The sequence below is a fragment of the Amycolatopsis sp. NPDC049253 genome, assembly GCF_040678995.1.
Classification (GTDB): Bacteria; Actinomycetota; Actinomycetes; order Mycobacteriales; family Pseudonocardiaceae; genus Amycolatopsis.
Window position 1 is genome coordinate 442,752 of the sequence record NZ_JBFAQX010000003.1, and the last position, 20,044, is coordinate 462,795.

The 20,044-nt window shown below is 72.8% G+C and carries 16 protein-coding genes and 1 pseudogene; 12 read left to right on the forward strand and 5 right to left on the reverse strand.

The window, feature by feature from the left end:
* Positions 1-61: 61 nt before the first annotated feature.
* Genes uvrC through whiA form a run of 4 tightly spaced genes read left to right on the forward strand, consistent with a single transcriptional unit; the run spans position 62 to position 4,981 of the window.
* Entirely contained in the window at positions 62-2,071 is a 2,010-nt protein-coding gene (gene uvrC / locus AB0K15_RS09670; RefSeq protein ID WP_364047655.1) for an excinuclease ABC subunit UvrC, read from the forward strand.
* Positions 2,072-2,121: 50 nt separating this feature from the next.
* Positions 2,122-2,979, forward strand: coding sequence for an RNase adapter RapZ (gene rapZ / locus AB0K15_RS09675; protein WP_360597079.1), 858 nt, complete (start codon positions 2,122-2,124; stop codon positions 2,977-2,979).
* Positions 2,966-3,952 (forward strand): uridine diphosphate-N-acetylglucosamine-binding protein YvcK, encoded by a 987-nt coding sequence (gene yvcK, locus AB0K15_RS09680; RefSeq protein ID WP_364047657.1) that lies wholly within the window; start codon positions 2,966-2,968, stop codon positions 3,950-3,952. The genes rapZ and yvcK overlap by 14 nt, the downstream gene beginning before the upstream one ends.
* A gap of 36 nt (positions 3,953-3,988) precedes the next feature.
* Positions 3,989-4,981 carry a DNA-binding protein WhiA gene (whiA, locus tag AB0K15_RS09685; protein ID WP_285968830.1) on the forward strand — a complete coding sequence of 331 codons (993 nt, stop codon included), beginning with the start codon at positions 3,989-3,991 and terminating at the stop codon, positions 4,979-4,981.
* 4 nt (positions 4,982-4,985) lie between these two features.
* Here whiA and AB0K15_RS09690 read toward each other — a convergent pair whose 3' ends face one another.
* Complete coding sequence (locus AB0K15_RS09690; RefSeq protein ID WP_364047659.1) at positions 4,986-5,861, reverse strand: hypothetical protein; 876 nt, start codon at positions 5,859-5,861, stop codon at positions 4,986-4,988.
* Between the two features lie 85 nt (positions 5,862-5,946).
* Here AB0K15_RS09690 and AB0K15_RS09695 point away from each other — a divergent pair, with 85 nt between their 5' ends.
* A complete protein-coding gene (locus tag AB0K15_RS09695; RefSeq protein ID WP_364047661.1) occupies positions 5,947-6,573 on the forward strand; it encodes a hypothetical protein in 627 nt (208 codons plus the stop codon).
* Positions 6,574-6,799: 226 nt separating this feature from the next.
* Positions 6,800-6,967, forward strand: a pseudogene (locus tag AB0K15_RS09700) (hypothetical protein); the annotation flags it as partial.
* 54 nt (positions 6,968-7,021) lie between these two features.
* Here AB0K15_RS09700 and AB0K15_RS09705 read toward each other — a convergent pair.
* Positions 7,022-7,984, reverse strand: coding sequence for a sterol desaturase family protein (locus tag AB0K15_RS09705; RefSeq protein ID WP_364047663.1), 963 nt, complete (start codon positions 7,982-7,984; stop codon positions 7,022-7,024).
* 69 nt (positions 7,985-8,053) lie between these two features.
* Here AB0K15_RS09705 and AB0K15_RS09710 point away from each other — a divergent pair, with 69 nt between their 5' ends.
* Positions 8,054-8,662 carry a TetR/AcrR family transcriptional regulator gene (locus AB0K15_RS09710; protein ID WP_364047665.1) on the forward strand — a complete coding sequence of 203 codons (609 nt, stop codon included), beginning with the start codon at positions 8,054-8,056 and terminating at the stop codon, positions 8,660-8,662.
* Positions 8,663-9,420: 758 nt separating this feature from the next.
* On the opposite strand, the gene AB0K15_RS09715 is transcribed toward AB0K15_RS09710, so the two are convergent.
* On the reverse strand, positions 9,421-9,858 hold the full coding sequence (locus AB0K15_RS09715) for a PPOX class F420-dependent oxidoreductase (RefSeq protein ID WP_364047667.1): 438 nt from the start codon (positions 9,856-9,858) through the stop codon (positions 9,421-9,423).
* Between the two features lie 77 nt (positions 9,859-9,935).
* On the opposite strand from AB0K15_RS09715, the gene AB0K15_RS09720 reads away from it, so the two are divergent.
* The 4 genes from AB0K15_RS09720 to AB0K15_RS09735 are packed head-to-tail and all read left to right on the forward strand — an operon-like array spanning position 9,936 to position 17,557.
* Positions 9,936-11,417, forward strand: a complete 1,482-nt coding sequence (locus AB0K15_RS09720; protein WP_364047987.1) for a hypothetical protein — start codon at positions 9,936-9,938, stop codon at positions 11,415-11,417.
* Positions 11,417-12,220, forward strand: a complete 804-nt coding sequence (locus AB0K15_RS09725; protein ID WP_220238690.1) for a hypothetical protein — start codon at positions 11,417-11,419, stop codon at positions 12,218-12,220. Before AB0K15_RS09720 ends, AB0K15_RS09725 begins: the two co-directional genes overlap by 1 nt.
* A 10-nt stretch (positions 12,221-12,230) precedes the next feature.
* A complete protein-coding gene (locus AB0K15_RS09730) occupies positions 12,231-16,709 on the forward strand; it encodes a hypothetical protein (RefSeq protein WP_364047670.1) in 4,479 nt (1,492 codons plus the stop codon).
* 38 nt (positions 16,710-16,747) lie between these two features.
* Positions 16,748-17,557 (forward strand): TIGR03620 family F420-dependent LLM class oxidoreductase, encoded by an 810-nt coding sequence (locus tag AB0K15_RS09735; protein ID WP_364047672.1) that lies wholly within the window; start codon positions 16,748-16,750, stop codon positions 17,555-17,557.
* Here AB0K15_RS09735 and AB0K15_RS09740 read toward each other — a convergent pair.
* The gene (locus AB0K15_RS09740; RefSeq protein WP_364047674.1) at positions 17,554-17,682 is read right to left on the reverse strand and encodes a hypothetical protein; all 129 of its coding nucleotides are present in this window, start codon (positions 17,680-17,682) and stop codon (positions 17,554-17,556) included. The two genes, AB0K15_RS09735 and AB0K15_RS09740, sit on opposite strands and share 4 nt — an antisense overlap.
* A gap of 117 nt (positions 17,683-17,799) precedes the next feature.
* Complete coding sequence (locus AB0K15_RS09745; protein WP_364047676.1) at positions 17,800-18,444, reverse strand: LysE family translocator; 645 nt, start codon at positions 18,442-18,444, stop codon at positions 17,800-17,802.
* Between the two features lie 72 nt (positions 18,445-18,516).
* On the opposite strand from AB0K15_RS09745, the gene AB0K15_RS09750 reads away from it, so the two are divergent.
* Positions 18,517-19,692, forward strand: a complete 1,176-nt coding sequence (locus tag AB0K15_RS09750; protein WP_364047678.1) for a winged helix DNA-binding domain-containing protein — start codon at positions 18,517-18,519, stop codon at positions 19,690-19,692.
* The last annotated feature ends 352 nt before the right edge of the window (positions 19,693-20,044 follow it).

Here is a 20,044-nt window from a genome sequence, read left to right on the forward strand (position 1 = left end):
GAACGGGCCGCTCACACCGGGGGCCCGCAAAGTTGTCGGGGCCGCGCCATAGGCTTGGGAGGTGGCTGACCCGACCACCTACCGTCCCTCGCCGGGGAGCATCCCGGATGCCCCTGGCGTGTACAAGTTCCGCGACGCCGCCAAGCGGGTCATCTACGTCGGCAAGGCCAAGAGCCTGCGCAGCAGGCTGAACTCCTACTTCGCCGACCTCATGGGCCTGCACCCGCGCACGCGCCAGATGGTCACCACGGCCGCGAGCGTCGAGTGGACCGTGGTCACCACCGAGGTCGAGGCGCTGCAGCTCGAGTACAACTGGATCAAGGAGTTCGACCCGCGGTTCAACGTCCGCTACCGCGACGACAAGAGCTACCCGGTGCTCGCGGTGACGTTGAACGAGGAGTTCCCGCGCCTGCACGTCTACCGCGGGGCGCGCAAGAAGGGCGTGCGCTACTTCGGGCCGTACTCCCACGCGTGGGCGATCCGCGAGACGCTCGACCTGCTGCTGCGCGTCTTCCCGGCACGCACGTGCTCGGCGGGCGTGTTCCGCCGCCACGGCCAGATCGGGCGCCCGTGCCTGCTGGGCTACATCGACAAGTGCTCGGCGCCGTGCGTGGGGCGGGTCAGCGCCGACGAGCACCGCGGGATCGTCGAGGACTTCTGCGACTTCCTCGCCGGCCGCACCGACGCGATGATCCGGCGCCTCGAACAGGAAATGTCGGCCGCGTCGGAGGAGCTGGAGTTCGAACGCGCCGCGCGGCTGCGTGACGACCTCGGCGCCCTTCGCCGCGCGATGGAGAAGCAGGCGGTCGTGTTCGGCGACGGCACCGACGCCGACGTGGTCGCCTTCGCCCACGACGAGCTGGAAGCCGCCGTGCAGGTTTTCCACGTGCGCGGCGGGCGCGTGCGCGGGCAGCGCGGCTGGGTCATCGACAAGGCCGAGGAAATGGCCGTGCCGGACCTCGTCGACCAGTTCATCACGCAGTTCTACGGCGAGGAGTCCGACCGCGCGGCGCGCGACGGTGTCGACAGCGGCCCGGTCGTGCCGCGCGAGGTGCTCGTGCCCGAGCTGCCCGCCGACGCGGAAGCGCTGGGGGAGTGGCTCTCGGGGATGCGCGGCTCGCGGGTGCGCGTGCGCGTGGCCCAGCGCGGCGACAAGAAGGTGCTCGCCGAGACGGTGGAGCGCAACGCGGCCGAAGCGTTCACCCAGCACAAGCTGCGCCGCGCCGGCGACCTCACGGCGCGGTCGGCCGCGTTGCAGGAGCTGCAGGACTTCCTCGCGCTCGACAGCGCGCCGCTGCGCATCGAGTGCATCGACATCAGCCACATCCAGGGCAGCGACGTGGTCGCATCGCTCGTGGTCTTCGAAGACGGTCTCGCGCGCAAGTCCGAGTACCGCCGTTTCGCGTTGCGCGAGGCCGCGGAAGAGGGCGACGTCGCGTCGATCGCGGAGGTCGTGCGCCGCCGGTTCCACCGCTACCTCAAGGAAACCGCCGAGGACGGCCCGGCCGAGACCGGCGAGGGCAGCGGCGAACCGAACGACGAGGCGATCGAACCCGCCCGCGCGGGCATCGACCCGGACACGGGCCGGCCGCGCAAGTTCGCGTACCCGCCCAACCTGCTCGTGGTCGACGGCGCGGGCCCGCAGGCGACGGCGGCGGCCGACGTGCTGGCGGAGCTGGGGATCACCGACATCGCGGTGGTGGGGCTCGCGAAGCGGCTGGAGGAGGTCTGGCTGCCGGCCGACCCCGACCCGGTGATCCTGCCGCGCACGTCCGAAGCGCTGTACCTGTTGCAGCGCCTGCGTGACGAGGCCCACCGCTTCGCCATCCGCTACCACCGCGAGAAGCGGTCCAAGCGGCTGTCGGCGTCCGAATTGGACAGTGTGCCCGGGCTGGGGCAGGCTCGGCGCACCGCGCTGATCAAGCACTTCGGCTCGGTGAAGAAGCTCAAGCAAGCCAGGGTCGAGGAGATCGAGGCGGTGCCCGGCTTCGGCAGGCGCACCGCGGAGGCCGTGGTGGCGGCACTGGCCGGGGAGACCGGTGCCCGCTCGGGAGGGGACAAGGGGTCGTGATCGGGGAAGGAACCATCGTGAGTGCGCAAGAGGACAACCGGGGAACCGGGATGGAGGTCGCCGTCGTCAGCGGCCTCTCGGGAGCGGGCCGCTCCACGGCGGCGAAGTGCCTGGAGGACCTGGGCTGGTTCGTCGTGGACAACCTGCCGCCGGAGCTCATCGCCACCATGGTCGAGCTCGGCGCGCAGGCGCGCGGCGCGATCACCAAGGTGGCCGTGGTGATGGACGTGCGTTCGCGCGCGTTCACCGACGACCTGGCCTCGGTGATCAAGGACCTCGACGCGCGCGGGTACAAGCCGCGCGTGCTGTTCCTGGAGGCCACCGACGCGGTGCTGGTGCGCCGCTTCGAGGCGGTCCGCCGCGGGCATCCGATGCAGGGCGACGGCCGGCTCGCCGACGGCATCACCGCCGAGCGCAAGCTGCTCGCACCGCTGCGCGAGGAAGCCGACCTGGTGCTCGACACGTCGGCGCTGTCGGTCCACGACTTGCGGGCGAAGATCGAGGACGCCTTCGGTTCCGAGGCGAGCACGCAGACGCGCGTGACCGTGCTGTCGTTCGGCTACAAGTACGGCCTGCCGATGGACTCCGACCTGGTGATGGACGTGCGGTTCCTGCCGAACCCGTTCTGGATCCCGGAGCTGCGCGACCACACGGGTCTCGACGGCGAGGTCCGCAACTACGTGCTGTCGCAGGAAGGCGCGGAGGAGTTCCTCGACCGCTACCACCAGCTGCTGCGGCTCATCGGCGCCGGCTACAAGCGCGAGGGCAAGCGGTACCTCACGCTCGCCGTCGGCTGCACGGGCGGGAAGCACCGCAGCGTCGCGATCTCGGAGGAGCTCGCGCACCGACTGTCCAAGGAGGACGGAATGGCCGTGAAGGTGGTGCACCGCGACCTTGGCCGTGAGTGACGTACGCGCGGTCGCACTCGGCGGCGGACACGGCCTGCACGCGACGCTCACCGCGTTGCGGCGGGTCACCCGGGAAGTCACGGCGGTGGTCACCGTCGCCGACGACGGGGGCTCGTCCGGGCGGCTGCGGCGTGAGCTGGGCCTCCTGCCGCCGGGCGACCTGCGGCAGGCCTTCGCGGCGTTCGCGGCCGAGGACGGCGGCACGCTGTGGGCCGAGGTCTTCCAGCACCGCTTCGGCGGCGACGGTGCCTTGGCCGGCCACGCGGTGGGCAACCTCCTGCTGGCCGGCCTGTTCGAGGTGCTCGGCGACCCCGTGGCGGCGCTGGACGAAGCGAGCCGCCTGACGGGGATTTCCGGACGGGTGCTGCCGATGTCGCCGGAGCCGCTGGAGATCGAGGCCGAGGTGAGCGGTCTCGACAGCGAAGACCCGGGCGCCGTCCGGCGGATCCGCGGGCAGGTCGCGGTCGCGAGCACACCCGGCCAGGTGCACCGCATCAGCCTGCACCCGGTCGGTCGCCAGGCGCGGCCGCCGCAGGCCTGTCCGGAGGCCGTCGAGGCCGTGCTCGGCGCCGATGTGGTGTTCCTCGGGCCCGGCTCGTGGTTCACCAGTGTGCTGCCGCACGTGCTCGTGCCGGATCTGTACGACGCGCTCGTGCGCACGAAGGCCACCAAGGTGGTGGTCCTCAACCTTGTCCCCCAGCCGGGGGAAACTGCCGGGTTCTCCCCGGAGCGGCATCTGGACGTACTCTTCGAACACGCCCCCGCGCTGCGGGTCGACGCCGTGATCGCGGACCGCGATTCCGTGCCGGACCCGGCAAGTCTGCGCCGGGCGGCGCAGCGGCTGGGTGGTCGCGCCCACCTGGGGGCGGTGGCCGACCCGGTCGTGGAGGGACGGCATGATCCTGATGCGCTCGCCCGGTGCATGCGAGAGGCTCTCGGCCTCGATGGGGGACACAGCGGGCACCGTGGCTGACGGCGGGCGCGCAGCGGAAGGCAGGAGGGGCAGTACATGGCGATGACCGCCGCGGTGAAGGACGAACTGAGCAGGCTCGAGATCACGAAGATCGGGCCACGCCGGGCGGAGGTCGCGTCACTGCTTCGCTTCGCCGGCGGGCTGCACATCGTGGCCGGCCGGGTGGTGGTGGAGGCCGAGCTCGACACGGGTTCCGTGGCCCGCCGGCTGCGCAAGGAGATCCACGAGCTCTACGGGCACCAGTCCGACGTGCACGTGATCACCGCCAGCGGCGGCCTGCGCAAGGGCACGCGGTACGTCGTGCGCGTGGTGAAGGACGGCGAAGGCCTCGCCCGCCAGACCGGGCTGATCGACCAGCGCGGCCGGCCGGTGCGCGGCCTGCCCGCGGCCGTGGTGTCCGGTGGGGTCGCCGACGCGGAAGCCGCGTGGCGCGGCGCGTTCCTCGCCCACGGTTCGCTGACGGAACCCGGCCGCTCGTCGTCGCTGGAAGTCACGTGCCCGGGCCCGGAAGCGGCGCTGGCTCTCGTCGGCGCGGCCCGGCGCATGGGCATCCAGGCGAAGTCGCGCGAGGTCCGCGGCGCCGACCGCGTGGTCGTGCGTGACGGGGACGCCATCGGCGCGCTGCTGACGCGCCTCGGCGCCCACGCGAGCGTGCTGCAGTGGGAGGAACGGCGGATGCGCCGCGAGGTCCGCGCCACCGCCAACCGCCTCGCCAACTTCGACGACGCCAACCTCCGCCGTTCGGCCCGCGCGGCCGTCGCGGCGGCCGCCCGCGTCGAACGCGCCCTCGACATCCTCGGCGACACCGCCCCGGACCACCTCCTGGCGGCCGGCAAGCTGCGGCTGTCCAACCGGCAGGCGTCGCTGGAGGAGCTCGGCCAGCTGTCCGACCCGCAGATGACGAAGGACGCGGTCGCCGGCCGCATCCGGCGTCTGCTCGCGATGGCGGACAAGCGGGCGAAGGACCTGAACATCCCGGACACGGAGTCCGCGGTGACGCCGGAGATGCTGGAGGACGAGGAGGCCTGAGCGGTCAGGCTTTTCTCGGTGGTGTTCGAGGGGCCGGCAGTTTCAGCTCGGTGACGAGCGCGCGCAGCCACGGCCGCGCGATCGCCGGTTCCTTCACGAGCTCGCGCACCATCCGGTCCCGCACGGCGGGCGTGCGGCCGGCCGCCACCACGGCCAGGGCTTCCGCCAGGGCGCCGCGCGTCAGCTTGTCGTGCTGGGGCGCGCGGACGCCGTCGGCGGTCCACTTCTCGCGCGAGAACGAGCGGGTGAGCTTCGGCTGATCATCGCCGAAGTAGCTCCAGACCCGTGCGTCGAGTGAGACGTTGCGGATGGCGCTCGCCGGCAGGTCGGTGGTCCAGTCCGCGTGCTGCTGCCAGCGCCAGGCCTTCGGGCTCGACTCTTCGCGCATCGTGATGCCCAGGAACCGCACTCGCCGCCGCACCTCGACCCACGCGACGCCGTCGTCGGCGGCCCAGTAGCGCAGCAGGTTCAGGAGCGTCCCGAACGTGCCGCCGGTCCACACGAGGTCCGTGAACACCACCGGCCGCCCGCCGCCCGCGAGGTTCGCGGGGGAGAGGCCCGCGTCGGCGAGGTTCGCGCGCAGCTGCGTGGTTTCGCCGGGCGCGAGCGGCCCCAGCCGCGGGTTGCCCACCATCCCCAGCGACAACGGCAGCAACCGCAGCCGGCTTCGGTCGGTGAGCGCGCCGCTGAGCAGGTCGTACACGCTGTCACCGGACCGGCCGACGAAGTGGAGGTCCCCGTCTTCGCTGCGCGCCAGCACCTTCGCCGCACACGCCGTGAGCTCGTCCAGGAACCACAACACGGGCGCGCCGGCCGGCAGCTCCCCGAGCTGGTCCGGGCGCACGAGATCCCAGCGATACGGGCGATTCGGTTCGGTCACCCTTTCAGAACACCATGCGGCGCAACCGAATTCGCCCGCGAAAACGGGTTGCGAGTCGACAGTGGACTGCGGGATCATCCCGCCTGTGTCGCTGTACGACTACTCTCCGGCCGGCTTGACGTGGGCCGAGGTCGACCCCGCCACGCACCGGTTCGACGCCGAAGTGGCGACCGGGATCATCGCGTCGGTTCCGTGGGCGGCGGGCGACGACTGGACCGAAGGCGTGCTGGCCGCGCCGGCCGAGCGGCTCGGTCCGTGGACCCGCGGCTGGGCGTGGGCTCGCGACGAAGGGGATTTCGGCGGCGGGCCGGTGACGTCGTGGTGCTTTGGCGTGCATTCCGTGACCACGCCGGCCGAAACGTCCGCGCGGGCGCTCGCCGCGCTGCGCGAATGGCGGGGCTGGCTGGTGCAGCTCGCCGACCTGTTCGCCGCGCACGCACTCCCGGCCGGTTCCGACGAAGAGCGGCTGGCCGCGTGGGAGCGGGTCGTGCCGGTGCTCGTCGACGAAGTCGTGGGCCGCACCGGCGCCGGGGACGCGTGGTACCGGCACTGTGCGCAGGTGCTGGAGTGGTTCCTGGCCTATCACGGGATCGCCGACGTGCGGCTCGTCGAAGAAGCCATCGGCGGCCGGTTCGAGAGCTGGTGCGCGCCGCCCGAAAGCGAGGTCACCGACCTCGCGCGGCGGGTCGCGGCCGCCGACCCGGGTGCGTGACGATCTGCGGACGTGGCTCACGGTCCGCTCCGGCGTCGCGTGGGACGAAGTTCCCGGCGTCACGCCGCGGACCGGGGTCCGTGACGGCGTGGTCGAGTTCGTCGACACCGTGGTGCGCCGTCGCGACGAGCGCCGGGCCGCGCGGCTGCTGACCGCGCTTGCGCGGGTGCGGGCCGACGCCGGCCGCCCCCTCACCTTCGAGCTCCTCGCCGGCTGGCAGGAGCTCGTGCTCGGCGAGCCGGCCGCGTTCCGCACCACCACCGCGTTCGCCAAAGGCGGCCGGGAACGCTACGGCCCCACCACTCCCGCGGAGTTCGACGCGCACCTCGCCGACGCCCACGGCACGGCTCCGTTGCCGGCACGCGTGGCGCGGGCGTATCTGGACGTCTGCTTCTTCCACCCGTTCCCCGACGGCAACGGGCGCGCGGCCCTGCTCGCCGCGTACCACCTACTGACCGGCGACGGCGTGACTCTCGACCGGACCGGGCCGCTGTTCGTGATCAGCCGCCGCGCGGACGACGCGGCCGCGGCGGCCGGGCTCGCCCGGCTCGTCGGCAAGCTCGCGGCGGGGTGACCAGCCCGGCGGGCCGAACACGTATCCCACCCGGTCCCGCCACGACGCAGCGCCACGAAGGTCGCGCAGGATCGAGCCGTACTCGTGGAAGCCGACCTTCAGCAGGTTGTAGGTCCCGATGTTGGTGGTCAGCCCGTAGGTCGGCCGCTTGCTCTCGGGGACGAAACTGCGGAAGAGCCGGTCCCAGACGATCAGGATCCCGCCGTAGTTCGCGTCGAGGTACTCGGCGTCGCTGCCGTGGTGGACGCGGTGGTGCGACGGGGTGTTGAAGACGTACTCGAACCACCGCGGCAGCTTCCGCACCTTCTCCGTGTGCACGAAGAACTGGTACACGAGGTCGATCGACAGGCCCGTGAGGATCATCCACGGCGGGATCCCGCACAGTGCGAGCACGGACCAGAACGGCAGCTGGAAGTACGGGGTCCACTTCTGCCGCAGGGCCGTCGAGAAGTTGTAGTGCTCGCTGGAGTGGTGCACCTGGTGCCCGGCCCACAGCAGCCGCACGCGGTGGCTCGCGCGGTGGTAGGCGTAGAACACGAGCTCCTGGCCCAGCAGCATGAGCACCCACGTCCACCAGTCGCGCGGGTCGAACTTCACCGGTGCCAGCTCGAAGAGTACGGCGAACACCACCAGCATCACGAGCCGGAACAGCGCGTTCACGCCGAGCGCGACCGTGCCCATCAGCATGCTCGTCCGGGTGTCGGCGGGGCTGTAGCCGACCATGTCGTCGTCGTGGCCGAGCACGTGCACCGCGACGATCTCGACGGCCACGAACAGCAGGAACACCGGAATCGCGTAGAGCACCGGGTCACGCAGGTGCGCCAGGAAGTCGGCCACGTCGTCTCCTCCCACGGAACTAACTGCAAGGTAACTTACCCAAGGGTCACTTACGGTAGGCTCAACCCCGTGACAGGGTCAAGGGCCGTCGGGACGAAGGGTGTGCCGCGCGGTGAGCGCGAGTCGCAGATCCTCGCGGCGGGCACCGAGGAGTTCGGGCGGGCGGGGTACGCGGGCGCGTCGATGGTGGAGATCGCGCGCCGCGTCGGCGTCACGAAACCCTTGCTGTACCAGTACTTCGGGTCGAAGGAAGGCCTGTACCTCGCGTGCCTGCACCGCGCGGGGGACCGGCTGACGGAAGGCGTGGCCGTGACCATGGCGGCCGGCGGCGACCCGGAGCGCATGCCGCTCGCGGTGCTGGCGGCGATCTTCGCGACGTTCGACCACGACCGCTACGCCTGGAAGCTCCTGCGCGACCCGACGGTGCCCGCGACGGGCGACATCGCCGCCGCGGCCGGCGACTACCGCGAACGCCTCGACGCGTTCGCCCTCGTCGGCGCCGGTCAGCTGCTGGGCTCGCGGGGGCTGTCCGACGCGCTCGACGTCGAGGCCCTCGCCCACGTCTGGACCGGCGTCGTGGACTCGCTGATCAGCTGGTGGATCGACCGTCCCGGCGAGACCGCCGCGGCGATGACCGACCGCTGCGCCCGCATGATGGCCGCGCTCTTCGGCTGGTGAAGTGTCCGCTGTGGACGCTGCGGTCAGTCGAAACGCCGGCGCGGCCGGGACGACCGGCGCCGCTCCGGTCGGCCCGGCCGCGGTCCGGGGTGTGCGCCGCCGGGGTAAGCGACGACGCTGGTGTGCGCCAGGGGTGACCGGCGCCGCTCCGGTCACCCCTGGCGCAGTCCTGGGGTCCGGCACGAGTGCGCGTCGCCGAGGGTCGCCGCGCCGGGGAACCCCTGCGGGACAGGGGATCCGGCGGCTGCGGTGCGGCCGGGATGGCGGAGCGGGAAGGTGCCGGGGATGGGGTCGGGGACTGGTCGAGGTTGATAGTTAGGAAACTTTCCTATCTATTGGAAGAAATGACACCATCCCGGACGGGGTGGTGTCAATACCGGACCGCTCGATCACCGTCCGTCAATCGCGGCAGCTCGCCGGTGCCGAGGGGCCGCACCGGGGATCAGTCGGCAGCCAGGCCAACTCTCCGCGGCGGCCCAGTTCCGCCACGGTCCGCTCGACGGCGTCCGTCGTCAGCGCGGGGATCACGATGAAGTGCTTCTCGAGAAGCGTTGTTCTCCGCACCGCAACGCGGCAAGCAGGGTGGCGAGTTCGCCGATCCGCGTCCAGCCCGGTGCCGTCCGGCACGTCCAGCGACCAGGCGGACGCACGCCGGGGCCGAGCCGGGGCAACCGGTCCAGGGCGCCGGCGCACGCGACCGACTCCCGGGTCACGTCCGGCACGAGGACGACATTCGGCTCGTCGCACGGCGGGCTGGTTCAGCCCGCGATGTCCGCCCGCGCGATCACCTTCGTGATTTTCGCCCGAACGAGCGATTCCTCCGGCACGGCGTTGCGCTTGCCGTACGCCTCGGCCTGGTCCGCGCCCATGTAGCGGCCGCCGAGCCGGGTCGCCCAGTCGAGCATCTCGTCGAGGTCGTGGTGCAGGGTCGCCTCGGCCGTGAACTGCACGTAGGAATACGGCGGCTTCTGGTCGTCGACGGCCAGCGACAGCCGCGGCTCGCGGCGCAGCGCCTTGCCCTTCAGCGTGTCCGTGCCCGTGGTGAACACGATTTCGTCACCGTCGGGGCCCTCGTTCAGCAGAAACCAGATCGGCGTGACGACCGGGGCGCCGTTGGCGCGCACGATTCCCAGCATCCCCGTCCGCGTGCCTTCGGTCGCGAACGCCCACCACTCGTCCCTGCTCATCTCACGCATGTGGGTCACGCTAGCCGTCCGCGTGTGCGGGCGCCTGAGCAGGCCGACTAGCCTGGCCTGCTGTGCGAGACGACGACATGGGGTTCGCGGGCCTGGCCGACGAGGGGCTGACCCGCCGGCTGAAGGCACTCGCGTGCACCGCGCCGCTGCATGACCTCGACGCGCGCAAAGCCAAGCTCGACTGGGCCGACGCGACGATCTACCAGATGGCCGAGATCGCGCTGCACACGATCGACCAGGTCACCATCGCCATGGACTTCGACACCGGCGCGGGTCACGACCGGGTCATCGACCGCCTGCTGCCGTTCATCGCGCAGCAGGCGCCTTCGCGCACGCCCGAGGAGCACGTGCGCGTGGCGAAGTGGGTGCTGGACAACCTCATCAACGTCGGCACCACCGATCGCGGCTTCCGGCGCGTCTACGGCTCGATGGGCCCCGGCGGCTACCAGCGCCGCCAGTTCGACTTCAAGCTGCTCGTCGAGCTGGCCGCGCCCGACGGCGAGGTCTACCTGCGCGCCACCGACGAGGCCATCAACGTGCTCGTCGGCGCGCTGGACACCGACGTCGAGTCGGCCCAGATCGCGGCCGAGGTGAAGCTCGAGAACCTGATCAACCGCGGCCGGCTCGCCGACGCGAAGCTCGCGGCCGAGCAGGCGCGCTACCGCACCGTGCAGTACGGCGAGACGCTGCGCGCCAAGCTCGACGCCACGCGCCGCGACGTGCGCGCCGTCGACTGGGAGCTCGAGGTGCCGGACCTGATCGACTCCGCGCTCGGGCACATCGAGTCCCGCTTCCGCGCGGAGAACGCGATCCTCAAGAACATCACCACCGCGCGCGACGAGTCGGAGGAACCGGACCACAAGCGGCGCGCGGCCGAGCTCGTGGACATCGTCGCCGACTGCATCCGCCGCCACACACGGCTGCAGTCGCGCCTGGCCGCCGCCGGCGCCGTGTTCCGCGCCGAACAGGACCGCCAGCAGTTCTCCGGCCCGCCGCAGCGCGCGACGATCGACCTGTTCGGCCAGCTCCTCGTCCCGACGCTCGGCCTGCCGCTGGCCGACGCCGTCGCGCCCGCCGAGCACTTCTTCCACGCGGTCGCGGGCATCACGCCGCCGGTGGTGCCCGCATTGTCCTCGCTCGTCTCGCTGCTGCTGCGGCCCGCGCCGGAGCGCGACCAGCTCGTGGGCGAGATCCCCGAGCCCGAGCTGATGCCGGCCGAGGACACCGACCGCTTCGGCGACAACGTGTGGCGCCTCGCCGACGACCTGCTCGACCTGCCCGACGTGCCGCGCCGCCTGTCCGGTCTGCTGGAGGACGCGCGCCGCACGAAGCAACCCGGTCTGGCGACCCTGGTCGCGCTGCGCGCCCTGCACGCCTACAGTCCCGAGGTCGGCGCCGCGCGCCGCCAGGGGGAACGCCACGTGCTGCTGGCCGTCGACGACGGCACGCTGCTGGACGACCCCGAGTTCGGCGGTGCCGACCTGCTGCTGTCCACCGCCGAGGTCGAGCGCGCCGAAGAGAACACCGAAACCGCCGAAGACAGCGAGGAGGTCGCCTGATGCCCGTGACCCACACGAGCGTCGACGCCGAGGCCGCCGCGCGCCTCGTCGCGTTCGGCATGCGCCCGAAGCAGCTGCCCGCCCGCGACGTCGTCTACGGCGAGCTGGTGCGCCGCTACGCCGAGGACAACGCGTTCAAGGCCCTGACCCACGCCGTCGCGTCGGGCCTGGGGCTGATGGTGCTGGAGGTCAACCAGCAGGCGGGTGCCGTGCTGGCCGCCGTCGACGAGTCGATCTTCGAGATCAAGATGGACAGCTACGCGCGCCAGGCCAAGATCCGCGAGCGCCGCGAGACGGAGAAGGTCATCCACGGCCTCATTCACCTCGCCGCCGCGGCGCTGGCCTACCCGAGGCCCGACGACCTCGCCAACGACACCTACATCGGCCGCGTGAGCGTGGAGCAGGTCGACGCGATGGTCCGCGAGGCCGCGCGCATGCTCGACGAGCGCGCGCAGCAGGCCGAAGCCAACAACGACCCGCTGGCCGACGCGCCGGAGCTGGAGCAGGCGTGGCGCGCCTACGCCCGGCGCCCGGCCGCGGCGGCCACGAAGGACGGCCGCATGGCCGCCGACACCACCCGGGGCATGGTCGCGCGCGCCCTGCGGTTCCTCGCCGACCAGGGGTTCCTGGTGCCGGTGAGCGACGAGCAGGGCGGCACCTACCGCACCACGCCGCGGTACCAGATCCAGGTGCGCGAGCTGGCCGCCGACGCCGCGTTCGACGACCTGCTCGCGCTCGACGTCGTCGCGGTCGCGAGCGCGGGGGGAACGCTGCGCGCGGCCTCTTCGGACACGTTGCAGTAGAGGGGATTCGATGTACGAGCTTTCGCGGGTCCGCCTGCACTCTGTGGGCCCCGCGGGCGCCCGCTACCAGGACGTGGTGCTGGACTTCAGCGGCGTCGGCGCCACCATCACCGCGCCGAAGCAGGACGCGCTGTTCAGCGCAGGCATCCACGCCGGGGGACCGGTGCGCCGGCCCTCTCCGGCGAGCGTGCTGTTCCTGGAGAACGGCGGCGGCAAGTCGGTGCTGATCAAGCTGATCTTCTCCGTGATGCTGCCCGGCCGCCGCCAGGTGGTGGGGACCACGAGCACGAAGGTGCTGGAGAAGTTCGTGGCGGCCAAGGACGTCTCGCACGTGGCGCTGGAGTGGCTGCACGTGGAGACCGGGCATCGCGTGATCACCGGCAAGGTCTCGGAGTGGCGCGGGCACGTGACGTCGGCGGACTCGGAGAACCTCGTCGACTCCTGGTACTGCTTCCGCCCCACGCAGGAGCTCGGCCTCGACTCGCTGCCGCTGACCGAGGACGGCCGGCTGCTCACGATGTCCGGCTTCCACGACCGGATCGCCGCGGCGGCGATGGCCGAGCCGGAGCTGGAGCTGTCCTGGACACGGCGCCACCACGAGTGGACCGGGCGGCTCGACTCGCTCGGTCTCGACACCGAGCTGTTCCGCTACCAGCGCGCGATGAACGCGGGCGAGGGCGAGGCGGCGGACGCGTTCCAGTTCTCCACCGACGAGGCCTTCGTGGAGTTCCTGCTGCGCGCCGTGCTGTCGGAGGACGAGCCGAAGGACCTCGCCGAGGTCGTGTCGACGTATGCGCACAACCTCGCGCAGCGCGGCGATCTGCTGGCGGAGAAGGACTTCGTGGAGGGCGCGCTCGAGCTGCTCGGCCCGCTCGCCGACGAGGAGGGCGTGGCCGCCGCGTCGCGCCGGATCGCCGAGTCGGCCCGCGCGGACCTGCGTGAGCTCGCCGGCCGGATCCACGCGCGCAACGAGCTGGAGAACGCACGGCTTTCCGGGCTCGAAGAACACGTCGACGAGGTGAAGTCGGCGGAGAAGCTGGCGGAGGGCGACCACCGCCGGCTCGCCGCGGGCGTCACGGAGCTGCGCCGGCTCGTCGCCGTGCTGCGGCTGGAAGAGGCGCAGGAAGCACGTCAGCGCGTGGACGCGGAGCTGGCCGACGCGAAGACGGCGGCCGAGGCGTGGCGCGAGACCGCGACCGTGCTGAACCACCTGAATGCCTCCCGCAAGGCGAAGGACCTGCGCGAGCTCGTCGGCAACCGCGAGGAGAAGGCGAAGCCCGCGCTGGCCGCCCGCAATTCCGCGGCGTCGGCGCTGGCGCGTGGTCTGACGGCGCTGGCGCGCGACGCGCAGCGCCAGGCGGACAAGGCCGAGGCCCACGCCGACGCGTTGCGCGCGGAGGCGGAGAAGGCGCAGACCGATCGGGACGAGGCCGCGAACCTGGCGGCCTCTCGGCGAGCCGAGGCGCGGGGACTGTCCTCGCGGATCGCCGAGCTGCGCGAGGAAATCTCGACGTCGGTCCGAAGTGGACTGCTGACGGCCGGCGCCGACGTCGCGGAGGCTTCGCGCGCGGCCCGGATCGAGGCCGACGAGTCGGCGGCCGAGCTGGGCCGCCGTGAGCAGGAACTGGACCGCGCGGCCGAGGATCTTCAGGCGGCGCAACGGGCCGTGAACGAGGCGAACCAGCTCGCCGGGTCCACTCAGGACCGGCTGGTGCGCGCGGCGGAGGACCTCGACCGGGCGCACCGGCGGACGGACGCGCTCGCCGTCGAACCCCGGCTCGTCGAGCTGCTCGGCGCCGACGACGTGCGCCTCGAAAGCGACCTTCCCGTTCTGCTGCAACGGCTTCGCGAAGCGAGCGCGGCCGTCGAGAAGGAGCAGACCGCGCTGCGGATGGAGGAGTCGGCCGACGAGCGCGCGCTGGCCGCGCTCGGTTCCGGCGGGCTGCTGCCGCCGCCGCACGATGTGCAGTCGGCACTGGACGCCTTGGAGGAAGCCGGGATCACGGCGTGGTCGGGCTGGCGCTACCTGTCCAAACTGGACGCCGGCCGGCGCGCCGACGTGCTGGAGCGCCTGCCGCAGCTCGTCGCGGGCGTGCTGCTGAACGACGCCGCGCAGGTGCCGCGGGCGCGTGAGGTGCTGGCCGCCGGGCGGCTGCTGCCCAGCGCGGTGATCGCGGTGGGTACCACCGAGGCGTTCCAGAGCGACGACGGCGGGGCCGCGGCGGGCGTGGAGTTCCTCGTGCCGCCGAACCCCGCGATGTACGACGAGGAAGCGGCCGACACCGAACGCGAGGCCGTGGCGCTGCGGCACGCCGACCGCCAGCGCCGCCTGGAGCAGCTGGCCGGTGCGCTCGCCACCGACGGTGCACTGACGTGGAAGCTCACGACCTGGCGCGAGGACTACCCGGCCGGGGCGATCGCCACGCTCGCCGAGCAGGCCGAAAGCGCCCGCGTGGCCCGGGAAACCGCGCAGACGGCGCTGGGGCAGGCGGAGGCGGAGTTCGCGCGGCTGAGCGAAAAGGCGGCGGCGCTGCGCGAGCGCGTGCCGGCGCTGCGCGTGGCCGTGGCCGAGAGCGAGGAGAAGGCCCGCCGGCTGGGCGAGCTCTCGACGCGGGCCACCCGCGTCGCCGAGTGGACCGAGGAGGTCGAGCGGGCCACGGAGATCGCCGAGCGCGCGGAGGCCACGGCGGCCGACGCGGCGGCCCGCGCTGCTCGGCTGCGTGAGCAGGCGGGGGAGGAGCAACGGACCGCGGACGGGCACCGCCGCACGGCGACCACCGCACGGTCCGAGCTGGCCGAGGTGCCGGGCGCCGCCGAGGTCACCGACGACGCCGAGGTGCCGGCCGAACCCGTGGACGCGCTGCGGCGGACGTTCGCGTCGGCCTCGGAGGCCTACGCGAAGGTGGAGGTCGGCAGCGACCTGCGCGCGGAGCTGGAGCAGGCCGAATCGGCGGAAGCCGCGGCGGGCTCGGCGCTGGAAGCGCTGGACGAAGCCGTGCGCACGCGGGCGGCGGAGCTGCTGGAGACGCCGGACGGCTCCGACGCCTCGGCGCGCGCGGCCGCGCTGGCCCGCGCGCGCCGCGTGGTCGATGCCGTCGAGGAGGACCGCACCGAGGCGATCGGGCAGGTGTCCACGCGGCGGGCGGAGCTCGACGTGCTGCCGCTGCAGACCGGCGCGGCCTCGCCCGCCGAGCGGCCCCGCGACATCGAGCACGGCCTGGAGCTGATCGACGCCGCTTCGCTGGAGGTCTCGGCGGCGGCCCGCACGTGGGAAGAGCTGCAGGAGCGGCGCGCGGCGGCGGAGGCGACGCTCGACGCGGCGAAGGCGTCGGCGTCCGGCTTCGGGCTGCTCGGCGAATCGCTCGCGCACCTGCTGCCGGAGGATCCGGCCGAGGCGTACGACGGTGACGTGGAATCGGCTCGCGCCAAGCATTCGCAGCTCAACACCGTGCTGACGACCGCGCAGGAAGCCGCCGACGCGGGCGACCGCCGGGTGCGCGCGGCCGCGGACCAGCTGGCGCAGTACGCCACGGAGAAGCGCTTCGAGAAGCTGAGCACGCCCGTGCGCCAGCAGGTGATCGCGGTGAAGCGGGACCAGCTGCCCGGCCACGCGGCCGAGTGGGCCGAGGCCCTGCGGCCGCGGCTGCGCACGCTGACCGACGACCTCGCCCAGATCGACCGGCACCGCGGCGGCATCATCACGCGCCTGCAGGGCATGGTCGACGGCGCGCTGCGCACCCTGCGCTCGGCCCAGCGCGTGTCGCGGCTGCCCGACGGCCTCGGCGACTGGTCGGGCCAGGAGTTCCTGCGCATCCGCTTCACCGAGCTCGAGGACAACGTGCTGGCCGAGAAGCTCGGCGAGGTCGTGGACGAGGCCGCGGTGGGCAAGACGGCCGACGGCCGCGACGTGAAGCGCGACGGCCTTTCCCTCGTGCTGCGCGGCGTTCAGGTGGCCGCGCCCAAGGGGTTCCGCGTCGACATGCTCAAGCCGGACTCCGTGTTGCGCACCGAACGCCAGCGCGTGTCCGAGATCCGCGACGTGTTCTCCGGCGGCCAGCAGCTCACCGCGGCGATCATCCTGTACTGCACGCTCGCGGCGCTGCGCGCGAACAACCGCGGCAAGGCCCGCAACCGTCACTCCGGCGTGCTGTTTCTCGACAACCCGATCGGCCGCGCGTCGGCGGGCTATCTGCTGGAGCTGCAGCGCGCCGTCGCGGAGGCGCTGGGCGTGCAGCTGATCTACACGACGGGCCTGTTCGACGCCGGCGCGCTCGCGGAGTTCCCGCTGATCGTCCGCCTGCGCAACGACGCCGACCTGCGCGCCGGGCGCAAGTACCTGTCGGTGGACTCGACCATCCGCAACTCCCTGGAGGACCTCGGCGAGCCGGACGGGGTGGCCCGGCTCTCGGCGACGCGGATGTTCGCGAAGGTGAGCGAGCCGGTCCTCGAGGCGGCCGAGGATTCCGCTGTGGACGAACAACCCGCGTGACGCGGAACAGTGCCGAGGCCGGGGGAGTTGCCCCCGGCATGAGCGAACTGGGCCCCCTGGGTGCCGCGACTCCCGCGTTCGGCACCACGGACTCGGCTGCCGCGGTCGACGCGGCCGTGCGGCTGGAGGAACTCGGCTACTCCACCTTGTGGGTGCCGGGCGGCCAGGGGGACAACCTGGCGCTCGTCCCCGACCTCGTCCGCGCGACGCGGCGGATCACCGTGGCCAACGGGATCCTCTCCGTGGACCGGGTCCCGGCCGAGACCGTGGCGACGGCGTACCGGTCACTGGCGGCCACCCACGCCGGCCGCTGGCTGCCCGGCCTCGGCGGCGCCCACGGCCGCCGTCCCCTTGCGACGCTCTCGGCGTACCTCGACGAGCTGGACACCGCGGTCCCCGCTTCGCGGCGCGTGCTGTCCGCACTGGGCCCCCGCATGCTCGAACTGGCCCGCGACCGCGCTTCGGCCGCGTACCCGTTCCTCGTGACGCCCGACTACGTCGCCTCCGCGCGCGAGCTGCTCGGCCCCGGCCCGGGCCTGGCGGTCCTGGTCACCGTCGTCGCGGAGCCCGACCCGGCCCGCGCCCGCGACATCGTGCGCAGCGGCTCGCTGCGTTTCCTGGCCGGCGTCCCGGGTTACGCCGCCAACTTCCGCCGCATGGGCTTCACCCCCGCCGACGTCGCCGACCTCTCCGACCGCCTCGTCGACGGGGTCACCGTCCACGGCTCCTTCGACACGGTGGTGTCCCGGCTGCGCGAGTACCACGCCGCGGGCGCCGACCAGGTGGTGGTCTCGCCGGACACCCTCCCCGAACCGTGGCACGGCGACCTGGTGGCCGCGCTGGGTTAGTCCTTCCGGCCGGTGAACGCGATCTTGCGTTCCGCTTCCTCCGGGGTCAGGTTGCGCGAAGGGTTTGCGCGATCGAGCCCGAATCCGGCGCCCGAGAGCAGCGTGGTCAGGGCTTCCTCCACCACTGGCCCGGCCGATCCGCCTCGGTCCGGATCCGCACGGGAGGGGGAAGCCGTCGCGGTCCGAGTGCATTTCGGGGCACAGGTCGACTCGATCGTCACCAGCTCCGCGCCGAAGCGGTGTCAGTCCTTCCGGCCGGTGAACGCGAGCGTCGCGCCGAGGCCGATCATCACCAGGCCGCCGGTGCCGCCGACGAGTTCGAGGCGGCGTGGCGAGCGGGCGAACCACGTGCGGGCCGTGCCGGCGACCAGGGCCCACGCGGTGTCCGACGCGAGCGCGATCACCGGCAGGCAGAGGCCGAGCAGCAGCATCTGCGCGGGCACCGAGCCGGCGGCCGGGTCGACGAACTGGGGCAGCAGCGCGGCCAGGAAGACGATGGACTTCGGGTTCGCGAAGCCGACGATGAAGCCGTCGCGCAGCACGGTGAGCGTGCGGCCCGGGGTGGTGCGCACGGCCGCGGCCATGGCGTCGGCGAGCTTGCGGCGCTTGCGGATCGCCTGCACGCCCAGGTAGACGAGGTAGAGCGCGCCCGCGAGCTTGATCGCGGTGAAGACGGTGGCCGACGTCGTGACGACCGCGCCGAGCCCGAACGCGATGGCCACCACCTGCGCGTAGACGCCGGTGGCGTTGCCCAGCACGGTGAGCAGCGCGTCGCGGCGGCCCACGGTGAGCGCGCGGCTGATGGTGAACAGCACGCTGGGCCCGGGGACCACGACCATGAGGAACGTCAGGGCGGCGAAGGCCGCGAAGTGCGCAGGCGTGACCATCTCCCGAGCGTAGAACGGGCGGCCGGGCCGCGACGAGACGTTTTTGTCGGTGCCCGCTGGTAGAACGAGCGAGTGAAGATCTCCCTCGCGCAGCGCCGCGCCCGGCTCGGCGTGCGCCACCACCTCGCGGTTCCCGCGGCCACCGTCGAAGAAGCCGCGGCCGGGGTCGTCGCCCTGCACGCGACCGACCCGGCGTCGGTGTTCCTCGCCGCGTGGGCGCGGGTGCCGGAGGTGGGCGTGGCCGATGTCGAGCGCGCGCTGTACGAAGACCGCACGGTGCTGCGGCTCCTCGGCATGCGCCGCACGGTGTTCGTCGCCGAGGTGGCCACGGCGGCGCTCGTCCAGGCCGGCTGCGCGAGCGATATCGCGGTGAAACAACGAAAACTGCTCGAACAGCACCTCGGCACGGTCGGGCACCCCACCAACGTCGAGGATCCGCCGGGCTGGCTCGCCGACGTCGCCGCGAGTGTCGAGAAAGCCTTGCGCGCCAGGGGATCCGCCACCGCGCAAGACCTGGTCGACGACGAGCCGCGCCTGCGCCAGCAGCTCCACATGGCCAAGGGCAAGCCGTACGCGGCGATCGGCAACGTCACCAGCCGCGTGCTCTTCCAGCTCGCCGTCGACGGCCGCATCGTGCGCGGGCGCCCGCGTGGCAGCTGGCTCAGCACGCAGTACCACTGGGCCCCGCTCGACGGCTGGCTCCCCGGCGGCCTGCCCGCGATCCCGCCCGCCGACGCCCGCGCCGAGCTCGCGCGGCGCTGGCTGCACGCCTTCGGCCCGGCGCCCGTCGCCGACCTGCGCTGGTGGACCGGCTGGACGGCCGGCCAGACCAAACAGGCCCTCGCGGCCGTCGCGCCCGTCGAGGTCGACCTCGACGGCGAACCCGGCATCGCCGCGGCCGGCGACCTCGAGCCCGTCCCCGAACCGGCGCCCTGGGTCGCCCTCCTCCCCGCCCTCGACCCGACGCCCATGGGCTGGTCCGCCCGTGACTGGTACCTCGGCCCCCACCGCCCCGCCCTCTTCGACCGCAGCGGCAACATCGGCCCCACCGCCTGGTGCGACGGCCGTGTCGTCGGCGCCTGGGCCCAGCGCCCCTCCGGCGAGGTCGCGCTGCGGCTCCTGGAAGACGTCGGCGCCGACCGCACGGCCGCTCTGGAAGCCGAAGCCGCCCGCCTGACGACGTGGCTGGGGGAGACGCGGGTGGTCCCGAAGTTCCGCACCCCGGCCGAACGCGAGCTGTCCGCCTGAACGCGCCGGCGAGCGGCGCGCCGTGATCGCCGATGGCTGCGAGCACCCGCTCACGCGCCCGGCGCACAGAGCGGCACGACCCCGATCCCGACCTTCCGGACTCCACCCGACCGCCCACCCACCGCGTGAACCACGGCACCAAGACCGATCAAGCGCGTGGTCCGCACCCCCTCGTGTGACACCGCCGGATTTCGTGTCGCAAGCTTGTGAGCTGGCTTCTTAATCGATTCTTGACGGTTCGGCGCAGTGGTGGAAGTCTCGTCGGGGCAGTCAGGGTCGGCCGTGCCCGCACGCTAGGGTTGCGCCGAGCCCGGAAGTCTTCCGGGGCGTGGGCCCCGGTTCGGAAACACAG

Excerpts from the sequence above, each read along its gene's own strand:
- AB0K15_RS09735 (WP_364047672.1), top strand. The coding sequence starts at position 16,748 with ATGAGCGAACTGGGCCCCCTGGGTGCCGCGACTCCCGCGTTCGGCACC.
- AB0K15_RS09730 (WP_364047670.1), top strand. The coding sequence starts at position 12,231 with ATGTACGAGCTTTCGCGGGTCCGCCTGCACTCTGTGGGCCCCGCGGGC.
- rapZ (WP_360597079.1), top strand. The coding sequence starts at position 2,122 with ATGGAGGTCGCCGTCGTCAGCGGCCTCTCGGGAGCGGGCCGCTCCACG.
- whiA (WP_285968830.1), top strand. The coding sequence starts at position 3,989 with ATGGCGATGACCGCCGCGGTGAAGGACGAACTGAGCAGGCTCGAGATC.
- AB0K15_RS09715 (WP_364047667.1), bottom strand. The coding sequence starts at position 9,858 with ATGCGTGAGATGAGCAGGGACGAGTGGTGGGCGTTCGCGACCGAAGGC.
- AB0K15_RS09745 (WP_364047676.1), bottom strand. The coding sequence starts at position 18,444 with ATGGTCACGCCTGCGCACTTCGCGGCCTTCGCCGCCCTGACGTTCCTC.
- AB0K15_RS09725 (WP_220238690.1), top strand. The coding sequence starts at position 11,417 with ATGCCCGTGACCCACACGAGCGTCGACGCCGAGGCCGCCGCGCGCCTC.
- AB0K15_RS09720 (WP_364047987.1), top strand. The coding sequence starts at position 9,936 with ATGGGGTTCGCGGGCCTGGCCGACGAGGGGCTGACCCGCCGGCTGAAG.